Source organism: Deinococcus hopiensis KR-140 (assembly GCF_900176165.1).
GTDB lineage: Bacteria > Deinococcota > Deinococci > Deinococcales > Deinococcaceae > Deinococcus > Deinococcus hopiensis.
Genome location: NZ_FWWU01000001.1, coordinates 122,819 through 137,678 on the forward strand (window position 1 = coordinate 122,819; position 14,860 = coordinate 137,678).

Genomic DNA, 14,860 nt, shown 5'->3' on the forward strand with positions numbered 1-14,860 from the left:
ACTCCTGGGGTCAGTCCGCGGCAACGGCAGAGGTAATGCGTTCGCGGATCTGGGTGAGGGTTTCGATCAGGGTGTGCAACTGCCCTGCGGTGAGGTGACCGAAGTGGGCGTGCTGCATGTCAGCGTTGGGCTTGTCGAGAGCGTCGACCAGGGCGCGGCCCTTTTCGGTGATGACCGTGGGGACGCAGCGGCGGTCGGTGGTGCTGCGCTGTCGGTGCACCAGGCCGGCGGCTTCCATACGGTCAAGCAGCCGGGTGATGTCCGGCGCACGGCTGATCATTCGCTCACCGATTTCGTTGCGGCCGAGGCCCTCGTCGCCCGCACCCCGGAGGATGCGCAGGACGTTGTACTGGCTGGGCGTAAGGCCGTGGTCGCGAAGGAAGGCAACGCTCTGATCTTCGAGGAGACTCATGGTGCGGGCAAGGTTAAGCGCGGCTTCCTCCTCCAAACTTCGGAAGGGGCGGCGTTGCTGAAGTTCGTCTTGGAGAGGGCTCATACCATAAATTATATATGTTACAACACCAATTGTCAAAACGGAAAGGGGGTGGGCCAAGCCCACCCCCTTCGTCTCCCTTATGCGCCCGCGACAGTCGCTTCGCGCGCGGTCTTCAGCGCCTTGGTCCACCAGGCGAGCTCTTCAAGCAAGGCCTGCACGCTGGGCTGGATGTGAGCCATGTCTTCCAGGGCTGCACCCTGCTGCCACGCACCGAAGAAATCTGCACCCATGATGTGCACGCCGCTCCGGATAGGCGCCATCTGAAGTTCGACGGCGATCTGGCGCAACTGCTCGATGGCGCGGGCTGCACCGACGGAGCCGTAACCGACGAACGCTGCGGGCTTCTTGTTCCACTCGGGGTAGGCGTAGTCCAGGGCGTTCTTCAGCACGCCGGTCGGCGCATGGTTGTACTCGGCGGTGATGAAGACGTAGCCGTCGAATTCGGCGAGTTTCTGCTGCCACTGAACACCAATGGGGTTCTGGGTAGGGGCCCAGGCATTGGAGGCGACCTCATCGAAGAAGGGCAGGGGAAAATCGCGCAGGTCAACAATCTCGAAGTCGAGGTCGGTGCGCTGGGAAGCGATGTTGTAGAACCACTGGGTGGGCTTGTCAGCGAAGCGGGTGGCGCGGGTGCTGCTGATGATGATCGCGATCTTGGGGTTCGTCATGATGGACTCCTGTACAGAAGGAATAGCGGGCGAAGTCGGTCGGGGGTAGAGCTGAGACAAAAGGCGTTGGAGGAAATTGGGCTTGGGGTTGGTCATGGAGACTCTATTCGTTGGAGCAGATGGGCACGTGCAGCGTCCGCTGTTCTTCCGGTGGTGTGACTTTAGGTGTTATTACTCCGAATGTCAACTCTCCCAACAGAACGAGCAAAAAGCCGCCGCCTGTGGCATGCTCCCAAAGACAGTAGGAGTGCCTCTCCAGCAAGACCTTTCAAAGAACGGCTCGCCCCCCTACAGAACACGAATTTGGCCGAACGCCTCTTCCCAATTATTCAATCTCGCTTGCTCTCTCACGTAAGAATCAGGGGGTTACGGTTGGCGCACTCTTTATGCTTACTGGACACTCACCGCTTATCACCCCTCTGCCACCCCCTTGCATTTTAATGTTTGGACACCTAATATGTAGGACATGAGCGCCCTCCGCCGTATTGGAGGACGCCATGACTCCACGAGGAGCAGGTGTAGCACCACCCAGAAGCTTGACCATAGCCTCGCATACTAAACTTCTGCTATATATGTGTTACACCACCTACGAGCATCACAGGTAAATTCCGCCACATTCTCTACCATTGTCCCACCCACGACCTCACCCAGGAGACCACCATGACCACGATCAACAGCACCCCCGTCCGTTCCAGCAAGGCCCTCAACATCACCCTCTGGGTCCTGCAAGTCCTCCTCGCCGCCGCCTTCCTGATGACCGGCCTGATGAAGCTCGCCATGCCCCTCACCCAGGTCGCCCAGAGCCTGCCCTGGGTCAACGACGTCCCCGCCGCTCTCGTGCGCTTCATCGGCCTCGCGGAGTTCGCTGGTGCCCTGGGTCTGATCCTGCCCGCGGCCACCCGCATCCGGCCCAACCTCACGCCCCTGGCGGCCCTCGGCCTGGTGGCCGTACTCGTCCTCGCCGCTGCGTTCCACGTCAGCCGCGGCGAAGCCATGATGGTGCCCATGAACCTGATCCTGGCCGCCCTCGCTGGCGTCGTGGCCTGGGGCCGCACCCGCAAGGCCCCTATCCAGTCCCGCTAAGCCCGTCAGGAGCAGGAGAACAAGAGCACGTTCCCGCTGCTACCTCTGACCGGAAACGTCCCCCACTTTTCAGAAGCTTGAAGATGGGGGACGTTTCCCGTTTCCCAGGAATGGAAAACGTGAGCGATATACCCGTGGTTCCCCTCACGCAGCTCAATCCCGCGTGGCCTTCTCTTCGCCTTCCTGAAACTTTTTCGGCTACCCACGCAATACCCTATGGCACCCTCCACGCAGAACCTTCGCCTGCGCGCCGTGACAAGTTTGCCGAATTGGCGTACGGGTGTCAGGGATTGGGGGAGCCGGTGGTAGCCTCTGCCCATGGCCGAGCCAATCAAGGTGAGTGAACACGTTTACGCCCTGCCCATCGATGCGGTCATGATGGGCACGCCGACCACCATCTTTCCAGCCCTGATCCTGGACGAGACCCATGGGGCCACGCTGGTGGACACCGGGATTCCAGGGATGGAAGGCCTGTTCCAGGCAGCGCTGCAAACCTTGAGCCTCAGCTGGACCGATGTGAAGCGGATTATCGTGACGCATCACGATCTCGACCACATCGGCTCCCTGCCGGCCATCGTCGCGGCCACGGGCGCTGAAGTGCTGGCCCTGGAGACCGAGGTGCCGTACATCCAGGGGGAGAAACCGGGTCAGAAGCAGCCTTCCCCGGAAATGATCGCCAGTATGCCTCCTGAAATGCAGGCCGTTTTCGCCAACCCACCGAAGGCCCACGTCACTCAAGTGCTGCACGATGACGAGGTGCTTGACCTTGCCGGCGGCGTGAAGGTCATCGCCACTCCTGGGCATACGGTGGGCCACCTGAGCTTGTATGTTCAGCAGGACGGCGTATTGATCACCGGAGATGCGATGACCAGTGCTGGCGGGCAGCTGAACGGACCAGCGGCACGCATGACGCCGGACATGGGCGAAGCGCACAGGAGCGTGCAGAAACTGGCCCAAGAGTCGGCGAGGGCGGTGCTGACCTACCACGGTGGACTGGTATTGGAAGATGCCGCGGCGCAACTCGTGCGGGTGGCAGCAGAGGCGAACAGCTAGGACCTGAGCTCAGACGGCTCAAGGACGGTCAGCCCAACTCCCCTGGGCTGGCCGTCCTCGTGGGAGATCAATCAACGGCAGGACCAGACGCCTGGGTCTTCTTGACTGTAGAGGCATAGGAGAGTGTGGCAGGCCTGTCACCATATAGACCACATTGACTCCAGCGGTGAGCCTGGAAGGCCAAGGACGGGTCACAACCGCGCGTCCTCACCCTGCTTGAGCGGCGTTTGCTTTGGGTCAAGCCGTTCCACCCCTTCAAGACCAGGAGGGTCAATCCACCTGAAGCGGCGGTGAGAAAGAGAGGCCTGGCCAGACTCAACTGTCCTTACGGTTCCATTCCAGCGTGCCCTTCTCGCGTTGTCAGCACGGCGCGACTTGCATCTGCCAGTGGCAGGTGGCCCAGTCCCAAGATCAGCAGTGTGGTCACCAGCCTCGCGAACAGCAGGATCAGTTCAGGATTCCTGCCGTTCATCAGGTGGCTTCCCTGGTGAGGTCCGGCCTGAGGCGTTGGGCAATCCGCTACCAATGTACGGCCAGGTGCACGCCGATAAGGAGGATCGTCAGGGTGGCTGACGCCTTGTGCACGCTCAACCAGAAGTTGTTGGGAACGACGGTTCAACTCAGCAGGGGGAGCAGCGCTCCGCTGATCATCAGACCAGATCCACCGATCGGAAGCATCGTGAAAAACAGGGCCAGGTTGAACCACTTGGCAAAGGTCGTCTGCCCGGGGCGTTTGCGGTTGGACGGCTTGAACACACGCACCACCCATTTCCAGCGCCAGATCACGTGGAAGAACAGCGGCGCGAAAATCACGAGGCCCAGCCATTCGTGAAGGGGAATGCCCGTAGTCGTAGAGGCACCCGCGAGCATGAAGGTGACGAACAACACCAGGTAGAGTCGCCCGTTTCGCCAAGTCACGTCCGTCTTTCTGGGGACGTTCCATTCACAACTTCACCCTGGTACTGAAGTGCGGGACACTTCTGGGAAAGGCGGGCTTAACGGACGAGGACATGATGATCTTCTGAGCTGGCTGGGACGAGAAAAGACGGCGCCTGTCTCCGAGCCCTGGAAGCGTCCGTCTGAGTGACTGAGGGTGACGGGCTTGGTCCCAGCCCTTCCGTCGCCTGCTCCAGGGGGAGAACGCCGGAACCCACAACCTTAGGCTCTGCGCGGGTCAGGAGGAGAAGGGAGCGATCCAGAAACGGCCGATAAACACCAGGAGAGCCAGGATGGCGAGCACGAGCGTTGGTGCGGCGGCTTCACGCCGTTTGACGTGGACGTTCGCGGCGCCGAGCATCAGCACGGCCAGGGCGAGGGCGGCAATTGGGGTGAGCCACGGCAGGATGCCTAAGGCAGCGGGAAGGAGGAGGCCCAGACCTCCAAGGACCTCGGCGAGACCGATCAAGCGGATGGAGTTGGCGTCGAAATCGTTGATCCATCCCATAGCGGGTGGCACTACAGCAGGTTTGGGTCTGGCAAGTTTGTTGAGGCCTGCTCCGAGGAAGACGAGGGCGAGGAGGGCCTGCAGGACCCAGAGGGCGATGTGCATCGAAGACTCCTTGTTGGATGATGGCTCGTTACTGCATTCAAGTTATAAGTTGTAACACCTCTTGTCAATCCACTCTTCTTATCCACTTTGGAGGGCGGGCAGCAAGGATCGACAAAGCGGCATGTCTGGGATCCCTGAGGCATCCCCCAACACTCACAGTGGCTTATTACCGCCCTGGAACCGCATTATCACCACGAGCAGGCCTGCCACGGCTTTTCTATTATGGTGGTCGCCTCTGGGGAGGCGCATGGAATTCCCTCTTGCTTTTCTATGTTCCAACATCTAATATAGGTGGCATAGGAAGCACGTAGTCGGCCACAAGGGCCAAAACACAGCCTGGGTTACCGCCCTGTAGATGTCACACCACCTAGACGCGCTGTAAGGAGTTCCCATGATTCTTCCCGCCACAATCCCCTACCTACAACTTTCCGCCGACCGTATCGGTGCCAATCCCCCGCACCACACCCTCCCCGGTACTGTCCGGCTCAGCACCGTGACTCTCCAGATCAACAACCTCGACGCGTCCGTCGACTACTACACCCGCGTCATCGGCCTCACCCTTCACGAGCAAAGCGAAGTGGATGGCCAGCGCCGCGCCCGCCTCGGTACACCCGACGGTGAGATCTTTCTGGAGCTGCGCGAAAAGCCGGGCGTGAAGTACGCTCCTCACCGCGGCCGGCTCGGCATTTACCACTTCGCCCTGCTGCTCCCGACCCGTGACGACCTCGCCCGCTTTGTCCGCAACGCGCTGGACCTCGGCGTGCACGTTGGAAGCGGCGACCACCACTACAGTGAAGCGACGTACCTCAAGGACCCTGACGGCATCAGCATCGAGGTGTACCGTGACCGCCCCCGCGAGGATTGGCAAGTCACCGAGGGTGGAGAGATCGTTGGTCGCGGCGATCCCCTCGACCTGGAAGCCCTGAAAATCTCAGCTGGCGATAGCCCCTGGACGGGCCTTCCCAACGGCACCACCATCGGCCACATGCACTTCTACATCGGTGACATCGCCGAAGGTGAGCGCTTCTACCACGCTGGGCTGGGCTTCCCCAAAGTCACCTGGTCCTTTATCGCCCCCTCGGGCCTCTTCGTCGGCGCCGGTGGCTACCACCACCACATCGGCCTGAACACCTGGGCTGCCGGTAGCCCCCCCTCCGGCGAGAACGATGCCCGCCTGCTCACCTGGGACCTGATCCTCCCCGATCAAACCACGTTGGAGCAGACCGTGCAGAGCCTGCAAACGGAAGGCTTTGAGGTGACGGCCACGCCCGAAGGCCCCGTTGCCAATGACCCCTGGGGCATCACCGTCCGTCTCCGCACCGCCTGACCTCTCCAGTATCCTTCACTTCCTCCGGGAGCACACCATGACCACGAACAGCACTGCCATCCCTTCTGACAAGGCTCAGAAGCTCACAGGACAAGAATTTGCCACCTTCGGCGCCGTTCACCTCGACGTCACGAACCTGCAACGCTCTGTGGAATTCTGGCGGTCATATATCGGCCTGCAAGTGCGCAGCGCGACCGCCGACTCAGCCGAGTTGGGCACTGCAAGCACCACGTTGGTTGTCCTGCACGCCACCGCCAAGACGCCCTTCAAGAACGGTTACAGCGGCATCTATCACCTCGCCATACACCCTTCCAATGAAGTGGAGTTCGCCCGGGTGTTGGCCCGCCTCATCACCAAGCGCTACCCCATCTCGCCCACGGACCATACGATGTCCAAAGCCCTCTACATGGAGGACCCGGACGGGATCACCGTGGAAGTCACGCTGGAAACGCCCGAGCGCATGGCCCGCCTGGAGTTCGGTCCCCGGGGCCCGGTCGCCATCGATACCGACGGCACCGTGCGCGCCGCATCGGCCGCCTTGGATGTGGAGGCGGTACTGAAGGCTTTGCCTGACCACGACTTGACCCAGCCCCTGGCTGACGGTACGAAGGTGGGGCACGTGCATCTGTATGTGTCGGACGTGGAGGCGGCCCACCGGTTCTACAAAGGCCTGGGCTTTCTGGACAATATGTATCTGCCCCAGTACGGCATGGCCGACCTCGGTGCCGGGGGCGCCTTTGGACACCGCATCGCAGTCAATGCCGGGCAGACCCGCGGTCGGCCGCAGGCACCGATCGGCACCGCCGGACTCCGGTACTACACCATCCGGTTCGACACCCAGGAGCGCCTGAAGGCGGCCCTGCAAACGGTGCCCTCCGCCCAGGAGCAGGCCGATGGATTCCTGATTGCAGACCCCGCCGGCAACAAAGTCCTTCTGACCGCTTAATTGGGGCAAGATCGGGCACCCGTCTGATCCCACTTCAGAAGAACGTGAAGTCTGCCTTCCCTGCACAACGTATGAAGGGGGAGGGCAAGGTCCGCCAGAAGGTTAGAGGAAGAGGAGACCCTGGAGGCCCCATTCAGTTCTTGTCGGCACACGGACACCGTACGGTGTCCGTGTGTTTTGCACTTGATCCCTTGACGCGCTTCGCGAACCTCTTTTCCCGGATGAACGCGACGGCGAAGCCTCCTTAAAGCGTCGAGACCCGCTTCGTCAGGTGAGCACTGTGCCTTCCCTGGAAGGCGCGCTTGGTGCCGCTTCAGATCTCCACGGATGGTCCTCCAAAAGGCGGGAGTCGGTACCCTCAGGCCTCACCTGAATCGGAAGATGGTGTCGTAACACCAGATGTTATTTAATAAGGGGGGAGCGATGCCCACGTACTCCGTCCCGCGAATCTCTATGCCACATGGGACGGTAGAGCACGATTCCTGGCGACCACCTCCTCTGGATACTCCTTGACCTGAAGCAGACACCCCCTTGCATTTCTATGTTGCAACATCTAATATATGGGACATAAGCAGCAGGCAACCGAAGGGGGGCCACTAAGGCCTCTCTTAAGTGAAGCCTAATAGGTGTTACACCACTTAGCATATCAACAAGGAGCTTCTCTGATTCTTCCTCCCACGACTCCCCTGCAACCTACGGCCCGAAGTCCAAGAACAGAAGACTTTGATGTGACCTCCACGCCTGAGGGCCCAGTCACCAATCACCTCTGGGGCCTCACCAGTCACCTCTATACCGTTTAATCCCTCGCTCCCATTCATCTGCTTCAGGAGACCACCATGACCACGATCAACAGCCAGGCCAGCACCCCCGTCCGTTCCAGCAAAGCCCTCAACATCACCCTCTGGGTCCTGCAAGTCCTCCTCGCCGCCGCCTTCCTGATGACCGGCCTGATGAAGCTCGCCATGCCCCTCACCCAGGTCGCCCAGAGCCTGCCCTGGGTCAACGACGTCCCCGCCGCCCTCGTACGCTTTATCGGTCTCGCGGAGTTCGCCGGTGCACTGGGTCTGATCCTGCCCGCTGCCACCCGTATCCGCCCCAACCTCACGCCCCTGGCGGCCCTCGGCCTGGTGGCCGTACTCGTCCTCGCCGCCGCGTTCCACGTCAGCCGCGGCGAAGCCATGATGGTCCCTATGAACCTGATCCTGGCCGCCCTCGCTGGCGTCGTGGCCTGGGGCCGCACCCGCAAGGCCCCTATCCAGTCCCGCTAAGCCCGTCCAGAACATCGAGGAAACCTGACATGACCCAGTCCGTCCAGCAACCCGCCCGCGTCACGCCCATCGACCCGAAGCTCACCCTCGGCGAAGTCGCCCTGACCGTCCGTCAGATGGACCGCACCGTACAGTTCTACACCCAAGTTCTGGGCCTGACCCTGCTCGCCCGTGACGCGGCGCGCGCGGTGCTGGGTACGGCGGACGGACACCCCCTGGTGACCCTGCGTCACGCTCCTGGTGCGCCTCTGCCTCCTGTGAACGCCACGGGCCTGTATCACCTGGCGATCGCCTTTCCCACCCGACCCGACCTCGCCCGCTGGCTGCAACATGCCTCCGCACTCGGGTTGCAACTCGGACAGTCCGACCACCTCACGCACGAAGCGTTCTACTTCGACGATCCTGAGGGCAACGGCATCGAGATTTACGTGGACTGGCCGCAGGAGCAGTGGCCCTTCAAGGACGGCAAGTTCACCGCGGACGCTGCTGTGAGAAAGGGCATCGACATCCAGGACCTGCTCGGCACCCTCGCGCCGGAGGGTGCGGGCTGGACGGGCGCACCGATCGGCACACGCATGGGACACGTTCACCTCAAGATGAGCGACCCCAGGGCGACCCGGGCCTTCTACGAGGCGGTCATGGGCTTCGACATCGGCTTCGACGACATGGGCGCGGTATTTGCCGGAGCGGGCGGGTACCACCATCATGTGGGCAACAACACTTGGCACAGCCAGGGCGGTCGCAAGCCGCTTCAGGGTGCACAAGGCCTGCACCACTACACCATTGAGCTGTCGAGTGAGGCGGAACTCGCCGCCGTCACGGGCCGGCTCAACGCTGCGGGGATCGCAGTACGTGAGGAAGCCGCAGGCCACGTCACGCACGACCCCTCGGGCAACCGGGTGCTGCTCCGCGCCGCGCCGTCCACCGCCGAGAGTGCCCTCGCGGCCCTCACAAGCTCGTAAACCTCGCCCTTCTTCCCTATCTAGGAGATCCCATGTCCAGATTGACTTTCGCACTCCTCGTTGCTGCCGCTGCCGGCGCCGCCTTGTTCCTCAACCGCCGCCGCGCGGCTGCGGACTCCCCTTCGACCGCTCCCGCAACGCCCGTCCCTGCCGAAGCCCCTTCCACCGCTTCAGCAACGCCCGTTCCCGCCACCGTCACCCCTTCGCCCGTGACCCAAAAGAAACAGACCATGCGCGCCCTGAACGTCCCCGCCGCCGGCGAACAACCCCAGCTCTCCGACGTGCCTACCCCCGTGCCCACCGAAGGCACCGTCCTGATCCGGGTCAAGGCGGCTGGTCTGAACCCCATCGACAACGCTGTCGCTGCCGGCATGCTCGCCCATTGGGGCCTGCCCTACCAGTACCCTACGGTGATCGGCCGGGACGCTGCCGGTGTGGTCGAGGCCGTCGGTGAAGGCGTGGACCACGTCAAGGTGGGCGATGAAGTGCTGGGCCACGTGCTGCTCGCCCCGCCCATTTCCGCCGGCACGCTCGCCGAGTACGCACTGCTCCCCGCTGCCGCCGTCACCAAGAAGCCTGCTGGGCTGGACTTCACCACCGCTGCTGCCCTGCCCCTGGCCGGCGCGTCCGCCGTCCAGGTGATTGACGCCATCCACCCGCAGCCTGGACAGACCGTGCTCGTGAACGGCGCTTCCGGTGGGGTGGGCTCCTTCGTCGTGCAGCTGCTCGCTGCCCGCGGCGTCAAAGTGGTTGCGACAGGGAAGGCGCGCGACACTGCTCGCCTGAAAGACCTGGGCGCAACCCAGGTCGTGGACCACACGGCTGGCCCGGTGGCCGACCAGGTGCGGGCCCTTTACCCGGACGGAGTGGACGCCCTCATCAACCTGCACGGCATGGACCCCTCCGCCGTGCCCTTGGGTGCCGTGCGCCAGGGCGGCAAGGTTTCCGGTGTGGCCGCCGTGCCTGACGAAGCCACCCTGAGCGCCGCTGGACTGACTGGTGGTTCCGTGATGGCCATGCCCGTCCGGGAAGTGCTGGCCCCGCTGGCTGAGCAGGCCGCTGCTGGCAAGCTCCAGGTGGTTGTTTCCGACGTGCTGCCCCTGGAGCGGGCAGCGGAGGGCCTGGGACGCCTCGCCACTGGTGGAGCGGGCGGGAAGCTCGTCGTCACCCTCTAAGACAAAGCACTGTCCTGACACTCAAGGTCTGGTGGGTTGGAACGGTCCAACCCACCAGGCTCGACTTGCCCGAAGCGCCAGGACTCCACCCGATCTCCATTCTGTCAGGAGTCCCATGAAGCAGTTTCTTCCGCCCCGTCAAGAAGCGAGAATGTCCACGCGCCTGATCCAGGTGGGCGCGCTGGTCCTCCTGGGTGCCCTGGCGTACCGTCACGCCCGCCGAAGTGCCCCGTCACTTCCAGTTGGCACCCCTGTCCCCCTCGATCCGAGAACGAAGATCCTGGACGCCTTGCTCAAAAAGGCTCCTGGTCCCTCCATTTCCGAAATCACCGCCGAGGAAATGATTCAGAGGTCGAGTGCGCAGCAGTCCGGACCGCTTTTCCGGCTGATCACCGGCTGGCCTCGTCGTGGGGTTCAGCACGAAGACCGGACGATTCCTGGACGTGCAGGGCCTATTCCCATCCGCATCTACACCCCAGAGCGCTCTTCCGGCGCAGCCAGACCGCTCGTGCTTTCCATTCACGGAGGTGGCTGGGCCCAGGGGAGCCTGGATATGGCGGACTGGATGAGCAGCACGGTCGCTGCGGACCTCGACGCGGTGGTGGTTTCCGTGGACTACCGGCTGGCGCCCGCCCATCCTTTCCCAGCGGCAGTGGAAGACTGCTTCGATGCCCTGACCTGGTGCGCAAGCAACAGCGCCTCCCTTGGGGCTTCAGACCGGCTCGGCGTCATGGGAGAGAGTGCGGGCGGGAACCTCGCTGCGGTTCTTGCTCTCCTCGCCAAGGAGCAGGGGGGTCCAACCATTCACCATCAGGCACTGATCTATCCGGCCACCGATATGGCCCACGATTCAGAGTCGCGCCGCAAGAATGTGGATCAGATCATTCTGAATGCTGCTGATCGGAAAGCGTTCGAACGGTTCTACATCCCCGAAGGCACAGACAGAACCGATTGGCGGCTCTCTCCACTCCTGGCACCGAGTCACGCAGGCCTTCCCCCCGCGTTGATTCTGATGGCTGGACACGACGCGCTGCGTGACGACGGCACCCGGTATGCGGAGGCCCTACGTGCCTCGGGCGTCCCGGTTGTGGTGCGCGACTACCCGGCGATGCCCCACGCCTTCATCAGCTTCCCGTACTTCAGTCGAGACGCGGCCCCCGCCATGCAGCAGGTGGTGACGGAGCAGCGCAAGTACCTGAAGACTGGCGTGTGAACCTGAAGTCACTGAGGGGCCAACTGCACCAGCCGGTGCAGTTGGCCCCTCTCGGCCGGTCAGCCACACCTCACGAGGAGCCCGCTTCCATTCGCCGCCGTGTTGCTGGACTCCTTCACTGTACCTAGGTTTGGGATCCTTCCGGCGTGTCTGTCGTTGTCGGTCACCCGCGCCGGATACGGAGACTACGGGTACCCCGTTCCTGAGTTCCTGCGCGCGTATGACGGCTCGCGCCTTCTGGGCATTTCCGTGCGGGAAGCGGCTCAGCTGGTCACCATGCATCCCGGAGAGGTGGTGCTCGCTGCCTCGATCAGCACTTACCGCCTGCGGGACCGCGTGCGCTTTCCCAGGGCGTACGTGCGCCGCCTCATCCAGGAAGCGGCGTAACTCCCCCCACCTGTCTGTTGAGCTTGCGCTTCGAGAAGATCCTTTCTCGGCTCAGGTTCGGGTTGAGGGGATCACTCTTCCCCACCGTCAGGCCATCTCCTGAAAAGCGCCTCGGCTCCCTTCAGTTATGCAGACTTCTGCCGTTATCAATAGACCTCTTACGAAAGTCGTGGGCTAAGGTGGCAGGGTGGAGCGAGACCGTCTGGCACGCATGCGGAAGATGAACCGCAAGCAGTTTCGTCGACGCACCGGGGCCTGCCCAGAAACCTTCGCCGAGATGGAAGAGGTGTTGACGCACCGCGAAGGACGGAAGAAGAAGTCGGGCCGTCCCGCCGCGCTCAGCGTGGCGGAACAATTGCTGAGGACACTGGAGTTCTGGCGCGAGTACCGGACCTTCGCGCACCTGGGTGACGACTGGGGCGTGCACGAAACCACGGTGGAACGCGTGGAAGCGGCCTTGATCGCAAATGCGCGGTTCCAGCTGCCCAAGAAGCGCGTGTTTCAGGAAGCGCAGCTCGTGTACAGCATCGTCGCGGTCGATGCTGCTGAAGTGGCTTGTGAACGACCCAAAAAAGCAGCGCGCTTGGTAAGCGACAAGAAAAAGCGGCACACCCTGAAATTTCAGCTGCTGATCTGCACCGTGACGCAGCGCATCCTGAGCACCGCCACGAGCGCAGGGGCGGTTCATGACCCGAAGCTGTTGCGTCCGTTAGGCGTCCGTTTTCCTGACCAAACGGTGATTCTCGGAGATGCTGGGGATCAGGGCTTGTGGAGAAGCCACACGCACGCCATCACCACCCATAAGGCGACGCTCGCGTCGCCTCTGTCTGCTGAGCAGCGCCAGGAGAACCGTGTGCTGGCCTATACCCGGCAGGCCACACCGCATGTGATTCGTCGCATGAAGATCTTCCGCATATTGAAGGGCGTGTGCCGACATCGGTGTCGGGTTGCGCTCCGGGTTCAGCTCATCGCGGCGCTATGCAATCTCACCCGAGCCTGCGCATCATGACTTTCGCAAGAGGCCTAATCAGGCGTGTTGAAAGACGAGCCACGACGTTCATCGCAGCGCCGTACGGGAACTATCCGGGTCAAACCCATGCGCGAAGGTAAAGGCATATGGAGTGGGACCGTGGGCGTGAAGGTGAGCAAGCCGCTCCCGGGCATCTTCTACGGTAGGCGTACTGTTCGCAGGCACCCACCACAAGGCGAGGTGGGGGGAGGCATAGCGCTGAAACCACTCACGCCGCCGTTTCAGAAAGTCCAAATGCAAGCCCGAATAGGAAAAGGCCCGGAGGGCGCTGAGCCCCTCCCAGACGCTGAGATTGACGATCAGCAACGGGTCGGTGTCGAAAACCACCTCGGTGGCATTCCCCGCATCGTCTTTCAATCGCCAGACGAACCCAGGAGCAGCGTCCGCCAGTCCATTTACCGGGTCTAGTCCCGCTTTAAACTCAGCGATTTCAGGGGCATCCAATGGGAAGTGAAGCTTGGCAACGTTAACCTGCGCGAGATGCATGGGATAGGCCTCCTTCTCGTAGAGCTTGTGTCACTCCCCTATCAGTCTCCTTGTTCTCCATGCTTGCGTCGATCGGATCTACCGATGGCCTTGCCCTTTGTCCTGTCTTTTCCGATTGGACTGGACGCCGCGTTCTTTATAGTGGGGTTATGAATCCTCGCCTGACCCTGGCTCAGCTCCGCATGTTTGTGGCGACAGCTGAGACTGGCGGGTTTGGAGCGGCCGCCGCTGAGCTGAACATGTCGCAAAGCACCATCAGCGAAGCGGTAAAGGGGCTAGAACGCACCCTCGGCACTCCTGTCTTTCGCCGTACGCCAAGTGGTATTCAGTTGACAGATGCGGGCGACGTTGCCCTGAGCTACGCGCGGACGGCCCTGGGAGCAGCGGACGACCTCGAGCGCGCCGTCAAGGATATGGCCGCCCTGCAGCTGACGGGAACGCTCAGCGTCGCCACATACCGGAGCTTGGGCATCCACCTGCTGGCCCCCATCCTGAGCTTCCTGCGTTCTGCTCATCCCCTACTCGAAGTCAGAGTCGTGGACGCCGAGTTGGACGGTGAGAGCGGGCAGCGCTTCATTCGGGAAGGTCAGGTGGATGTGGGATTGATTCAGCTGACCGAGTCGAACGATTTGCTGACCTGGCCCCTCCTCGACGATGAGTACTGGGCCGTCTTTCCCATCCAGCGTGGCAAGCGTCATATGCAGTGGTCGGAGCTGCGCGAACAGCCCCTGCTCCTGCCCCCCAATTCCAATTGCTACACCGCTCTTCGGGCGCATCTCTCGGCACACCTGGGCCAGAAGTACAGCACCCTAGAAGTCGCGGATGACGACGTCATCTTCTCCATGGTGGAACACGGGCTGGGCCTGACCGTGATGCCCCGCCTGGCCACCCTTCCCCTGCGGAGCGGACTGGTGGCCCTGCCACTTCCCAATCCGCTGTACCGCTCTATCGGCGTAGCCGTCAAGCCCGGCCGAGCAGGCTTGCCTCATATTCGGGCGTTTCTCAAAGCCATGCAGGCACACAAGGCTGCGGCCACCATGCCCACCCCTCTCCAGCTCAAATCGTCCTGAAGAGGGATGTTTAAAGTTGATCGTGGAGTCATTGCGAATTTCGCAGTTGGCTTTATTCTTGATCTCGGCATAAATCGGTATGAATCACGGTGGGACGTTCCGTGTGCTGGCCACGTTCCTCATGACTCAAGACGGGCAGAACCAGTG

Annotated in this window: 17 protein-coding genes; 11 read left to right on the top strand and 6 right to left on the bottom strand. The window is 62.2% G+C overall.

What is annotated here, in order from left to right:
• Nucleotides 1-10 precede the first annotated feature (10 nt).
• Nucleotides 11-496 (bottom strand): MarR family winged helix-turn-helix transcriptional regulator, encoded by a 486-nt coding sequence (locus tag B9A95_RS00570; protein WP_084045028.1) that lies wholly within the window; start codon nucleotides 494-496, stop codon nucleotides 11-13.
• 77 nt (nucleotides 497-573) lie between these two features.
• Nucleotides 574-1,164, bottom strand: a complete 591-nt coding sequence (locus B9A95_RS00575; protein ID WP_084045029.1) for an NADPH-dependent FMN reductase — start codon at nucleotides 1,162-1,164, stop codon at nucleotides 574-576.
• Between the two features lie 660 nt (nucleotides 1,165-1,824).
• On the opposite strand from B9A95_RS00575, the gene B9A95_RS00580 reads away from it, so the two are divergent.
• Together B9A95_RS00580 and B9A95_RS00585 are read left to right on the top strand one after the other, a co-directional pair.
• Nucleotides 1,825-2,247 (top strand): DoxX family protein, encoded by a 423-nt coding sequence (locus B9A95_RS00580; protein ID WP_084045030.1) that lies wholly within the window; start codon nucleotides 1,825-1,827, stop codon nucleotides 2,245-2,247.
• Nucleotides 2,248-2,565: 318 nt separating this feature from the next.
• Nucleotides 2,566-3,300: an MBL fold metallo-hydrolase gene (locus tag B9A95_RS00585; protein ID WP_084045031.1), complete on the top strand. Its 735-nt coding sequence runs from the start codon at nucleotides 2,566-2,568 to the stop codon at nucleotides 3,298-3,300.
• Nucleotides 3,301-3,625: 325 nt separating this feature from the next.
• On the opposite strand, the gene B9A95_RS33050 is transcribed toward B9A95_RS00585, so the two are convergent.
• The 3 genes from B9A95_RS33050 to B9A95_RS00595 all read right to left on the bottom strand — a co-directional run bounded on the left by B9A95_RS33050 (nucleotide 3,626) and on the right by B9A95_RS00595 (nucleotide 4,849).
• Entirely contained in the window at nucleotides 3,626-3,772 is a 147-nt protein-coding gene (locus B9A95_RS33050; RefSeq protein ID WP_170928343.1) for a hypothetical protein, read from the bottom strand.
• A 143-nt stretch (nucleotides 3,773-3,915) separates the two neighbouring features.
• Complete coding sequence (locus B9A95_RS00590; protein WP_084045032.1) at nucleotides 3,916-4,218, bottom strand: hypothetical protein; 303 nt, start codon at nucleotides 4,216-4,218, stop codon at nucleotides 3,916-3,918.
• A 256-nt stretch (nucleotides 4,219-4,474) separates the two neighbouring features.
• Nucleotides 4,475-4,849 carry a DoxX family protein gene (locus B9A95_RS00595; protein WP_084045033.1) on the bottom strand — a complete coding sequence of 125 codons (375 nt, stop codon included), beginning with the start codon at nucleotides 4,847-4,849 and terminating at the stop codon, nucleotides 4,475-4,477.
• A 391-nt stretch (nucleotides 4,850-5,240) separates the two neighbouring features.
• On the opposite strand from B9A95_RS00595, the gene B9A95_RS00600 reads away from it, so the two are divergent.
• The 8 genes from B9A95_RS00600 to B9A95_RS00635 all read left to right on the top strand — a co-directional run bounded on the left by B9A95_RS00600 (nucleotide 5,241) and on the right by B9A95_RS00635 (nucleotide 13,136).
• Nucleotides 5,241-6,176, top strand: a complete 936-nt coding sequence (locus tag B9A95_RS00600) for a VOC family protein (RefSeq protein WP_084045034.1) — start codon at nucleotides 5,241-5,243, stop codon at nucleotides 6,174-6,176.
• 37 nt (nucleotides 6,177-6,213) lie between these two features.
• On the top strand, nucleotides 6,214-7,122 hold the full coding sequence (locus B9A95_RS00605) for a VOC family protein (RefSeq protein WP_170928344.1): 909 nt from the start codon (nucleotides 6,214-6,216) through the stop codon (nucleotides 7,120-7,122).
• 836 nt (nucleotides 7,123-7,958) lie between these two features.
• Nucleotides 7,959-8,390, top strand: a complete 432-nt coding sequence (locus tag B9A95_RS00610; RefSeq protein WP_084045036.1) for a DoxX family protein — start codon at nucleotides 7,959-7,961, stop codon at nucleotides 8,388-8,390.
• Nucleotides 8,391-8,419: 29 nt separating this feature from the next.
• A complete protein-coding gene (locus B9A95_RS00615) occupies nucleotides 8,420-9,352 on the top strand; it encodes a VOC family protein (RefSeq protein ID WP_084045037.1) in 933 nt (310 codons plus the stop codon).
• 32 nt (nucleotides 9,353-9,384) lie between these two features.
• On the top strand, nucleotides 9,385-10,527 hold the full coding sequence (locus B9A95_RS00620) for an NADP-dependent oxidoreductase (RefSeq protein WP_212648208.1): 1,143 nt from the start codon (nucleotides 9,385-9,387) through the stop codon (nucleotides 10,525-10,527).
• Between the two features lie 115 nt (nucleotides 10,528-10,642).
• Nucleotides 10,643-11,740 carry an alpha/beta hydrolase gene (locus B9A95_RS00625; protein ID WP_084045038.1) on the top strand — a complete coding sequence of 366 codons (1,098 nt, stop codon included), beginning with the start codon at nucleotides 10,643-10,645 and terminating at the stop codon, nucleotides 11,738-11,740.
• 99 nt (nucleotides 11,741-11,839) lie between these two features.
• On the top strand, nucleotides 11,840-12,127 hold the full coding sequence (locus tag B9A95_RS00630) for a hypothetical protein (protein WP_139806321.1): 288 nt from the start codon (nucleotides 11,840-11,842) through the stop codon (nucleotides 12,125-12,127).
• A 220-nt stretch (nucleotides 12,128-12,347) separates the two neighbouring features.
• Nucleotides 12,348-13,136, top strand: a complete 789-nt coding sequence (locus tag B9A95_RS00635; protein WP_245808068.1) for a transposase family protein — start codon at nucleotides 12,348-12,350, stop codon at nucleotides 13,134-13,136.
• A gap of 48 nt (nucleotides 13,137-13,184) precedes the next feature.
• Here the strand turns inward: B9A95_RS00635 and B9A95_RS00640 are convergent, their stop codons facing one another.
• Nucleotides 13,185-13,643 (bottom strand): DUF3291 domain-containing protein, encoded by a 459-nt coding sequence (locus tag B9A95_RS00640; protein WP_084045041.1) that lies wholly within the window; start codon nucleotides 13,641-13,643, stop codon nucleotides 13,185-13,187.
• A gap of 149 nt (nucleotides 13,644-13,792) precedes the next feature.
• Here B9A95_RS00640 and B9A95_RS00645 point away from each other — a divergent pair, with 149 nt between their 5' ends.
• Nucleotides 13,793-14,713, top strand: coding sequence for a LysR family transcriptional regulator (locus B9A95_RS00645; RefSeq protein WP_084045042.1), 921 nt, complete (start codon nucleotides 13,793-13,795; stop codon nucleotides 14,711-14,713).
• Nucleotides 14,714-14,860 lie beyond the last annotated feature (147 nt).

What these genes read in the sequence shown, in the direction of transcription:
- B9A95_RS00570 (WP_084045028.1), bottom strand. Translation starts at nt 496, where the DNA reads ATGAGCCCTCTCCAAGACGAACTTCAGCAACGCCGCCCCTTCCGAAGT.
- B9A95_RS00575 (WP_084045029.1), bottom strand. Translation starts at nt 1,164, where the DNA reads ATGACGAACCCCAAGATCGCGATCATCATCAGCAGCACCCGCGCCACC.
- B9A95_RS00580 (WP_084045030.1), top strand. Translation starts at nt 1,825, where the DNA reads ATGACCACGATCAACAGCACCCCCGTCCGTTCCAGCAAGGCCCTCAAC.
- B9A95_RS00585 (WP_084045031.1), top strand. Translation starts at nt 2,566, where the DNA reads ATGGCCGAGCCAATCAAGGTGAGTGAACACGTTTACGCCCTGCCCATC.
- B9A95_RS33050 (WP_170928343.1), bottom strand. Translation starts at nt 3,772, where the DNA reads ATGAACGGCAGGAATCCTGAACTGATCCTGCTGTTCGCGAGGCTGGTG.
- B9A95_RS00595 (WP_084045033.1), bottom strand. Translation starts at nt 4,849, where the DNA reads ATGCACATCGCCCTCTGGGTCCTGCAGGCCCTCCTCGCCCTCGTCTTC.
- B9A95_RS00600 (WP_084045034.1), top strand. Translation starts at nt 5,241, where the DNA reads ATGATTCTTCCCGCCACAATCCCCTACCTACAACTTTCCGCCGACCGT.
- B9A95_RS00605 (WP_170928344.1), top strand. Translation starts at nt 6,214, where the DNA reads ATGACCACGAACAGCACTGCCATCCCTTCTGACAAGGCTCAGAAGCTC.
- B9A95_RS00610 (WP_084045036.1), top strand. Translation starts at nt 7,959, where the DNA reads ATGACCACGATCAACAGCCAGGCCAGCACCCCCGTCCGTTCCAGCAAA.
- B9A95_RS00615 (WP_084045037.1), top strand. Translation starts at nt 8,420, where the DNA reads ATGACCCAGTCCGTCCAGCAACCCGCCCGCGTCACGCCCATCGACCCG.
- B9A95_RS00620 (WP_212648208.1), top strand. Translation starts at nt 9,385, where the DNA reads ATGTCCAGATTGACTTTCGCACTCCTCGTTGCTGCCGCTGCCGGCGCC.
- B9A95_RS00625 (WP_084045038.1), top strand. Translation starts at nt 10,643, where the DNA reads ATGAAGCAGTTTCTTCCGCCCCGTCAAGAAGCGAGAATGTCCACGCGC.
- B9A95_RS00635 (WP_245808068.1), top strand. Translation starts at nt 12,348, where the DNA reads ATGAACCGCAAGCAGTTTCGTCGACGCACCGGGGCCTGCCCAGAAACC.
- B9A95_RS00640 (WP_084045041.1), bottom strand. Translation starts at nt 13,643, where the DNA reads ATGCATCTCGCGCAGGTTAACGTTGCCAAGCTTCACTTCCCATTGGAT.
- B9A95_RS00645 (WP_084045042.1), top strand. Translation starts at nt 13,793, where the DNA reads ATGAATCCTCGCCTGACCCTGGCTCAGCTCCGCATGTTTGTGGCGACA.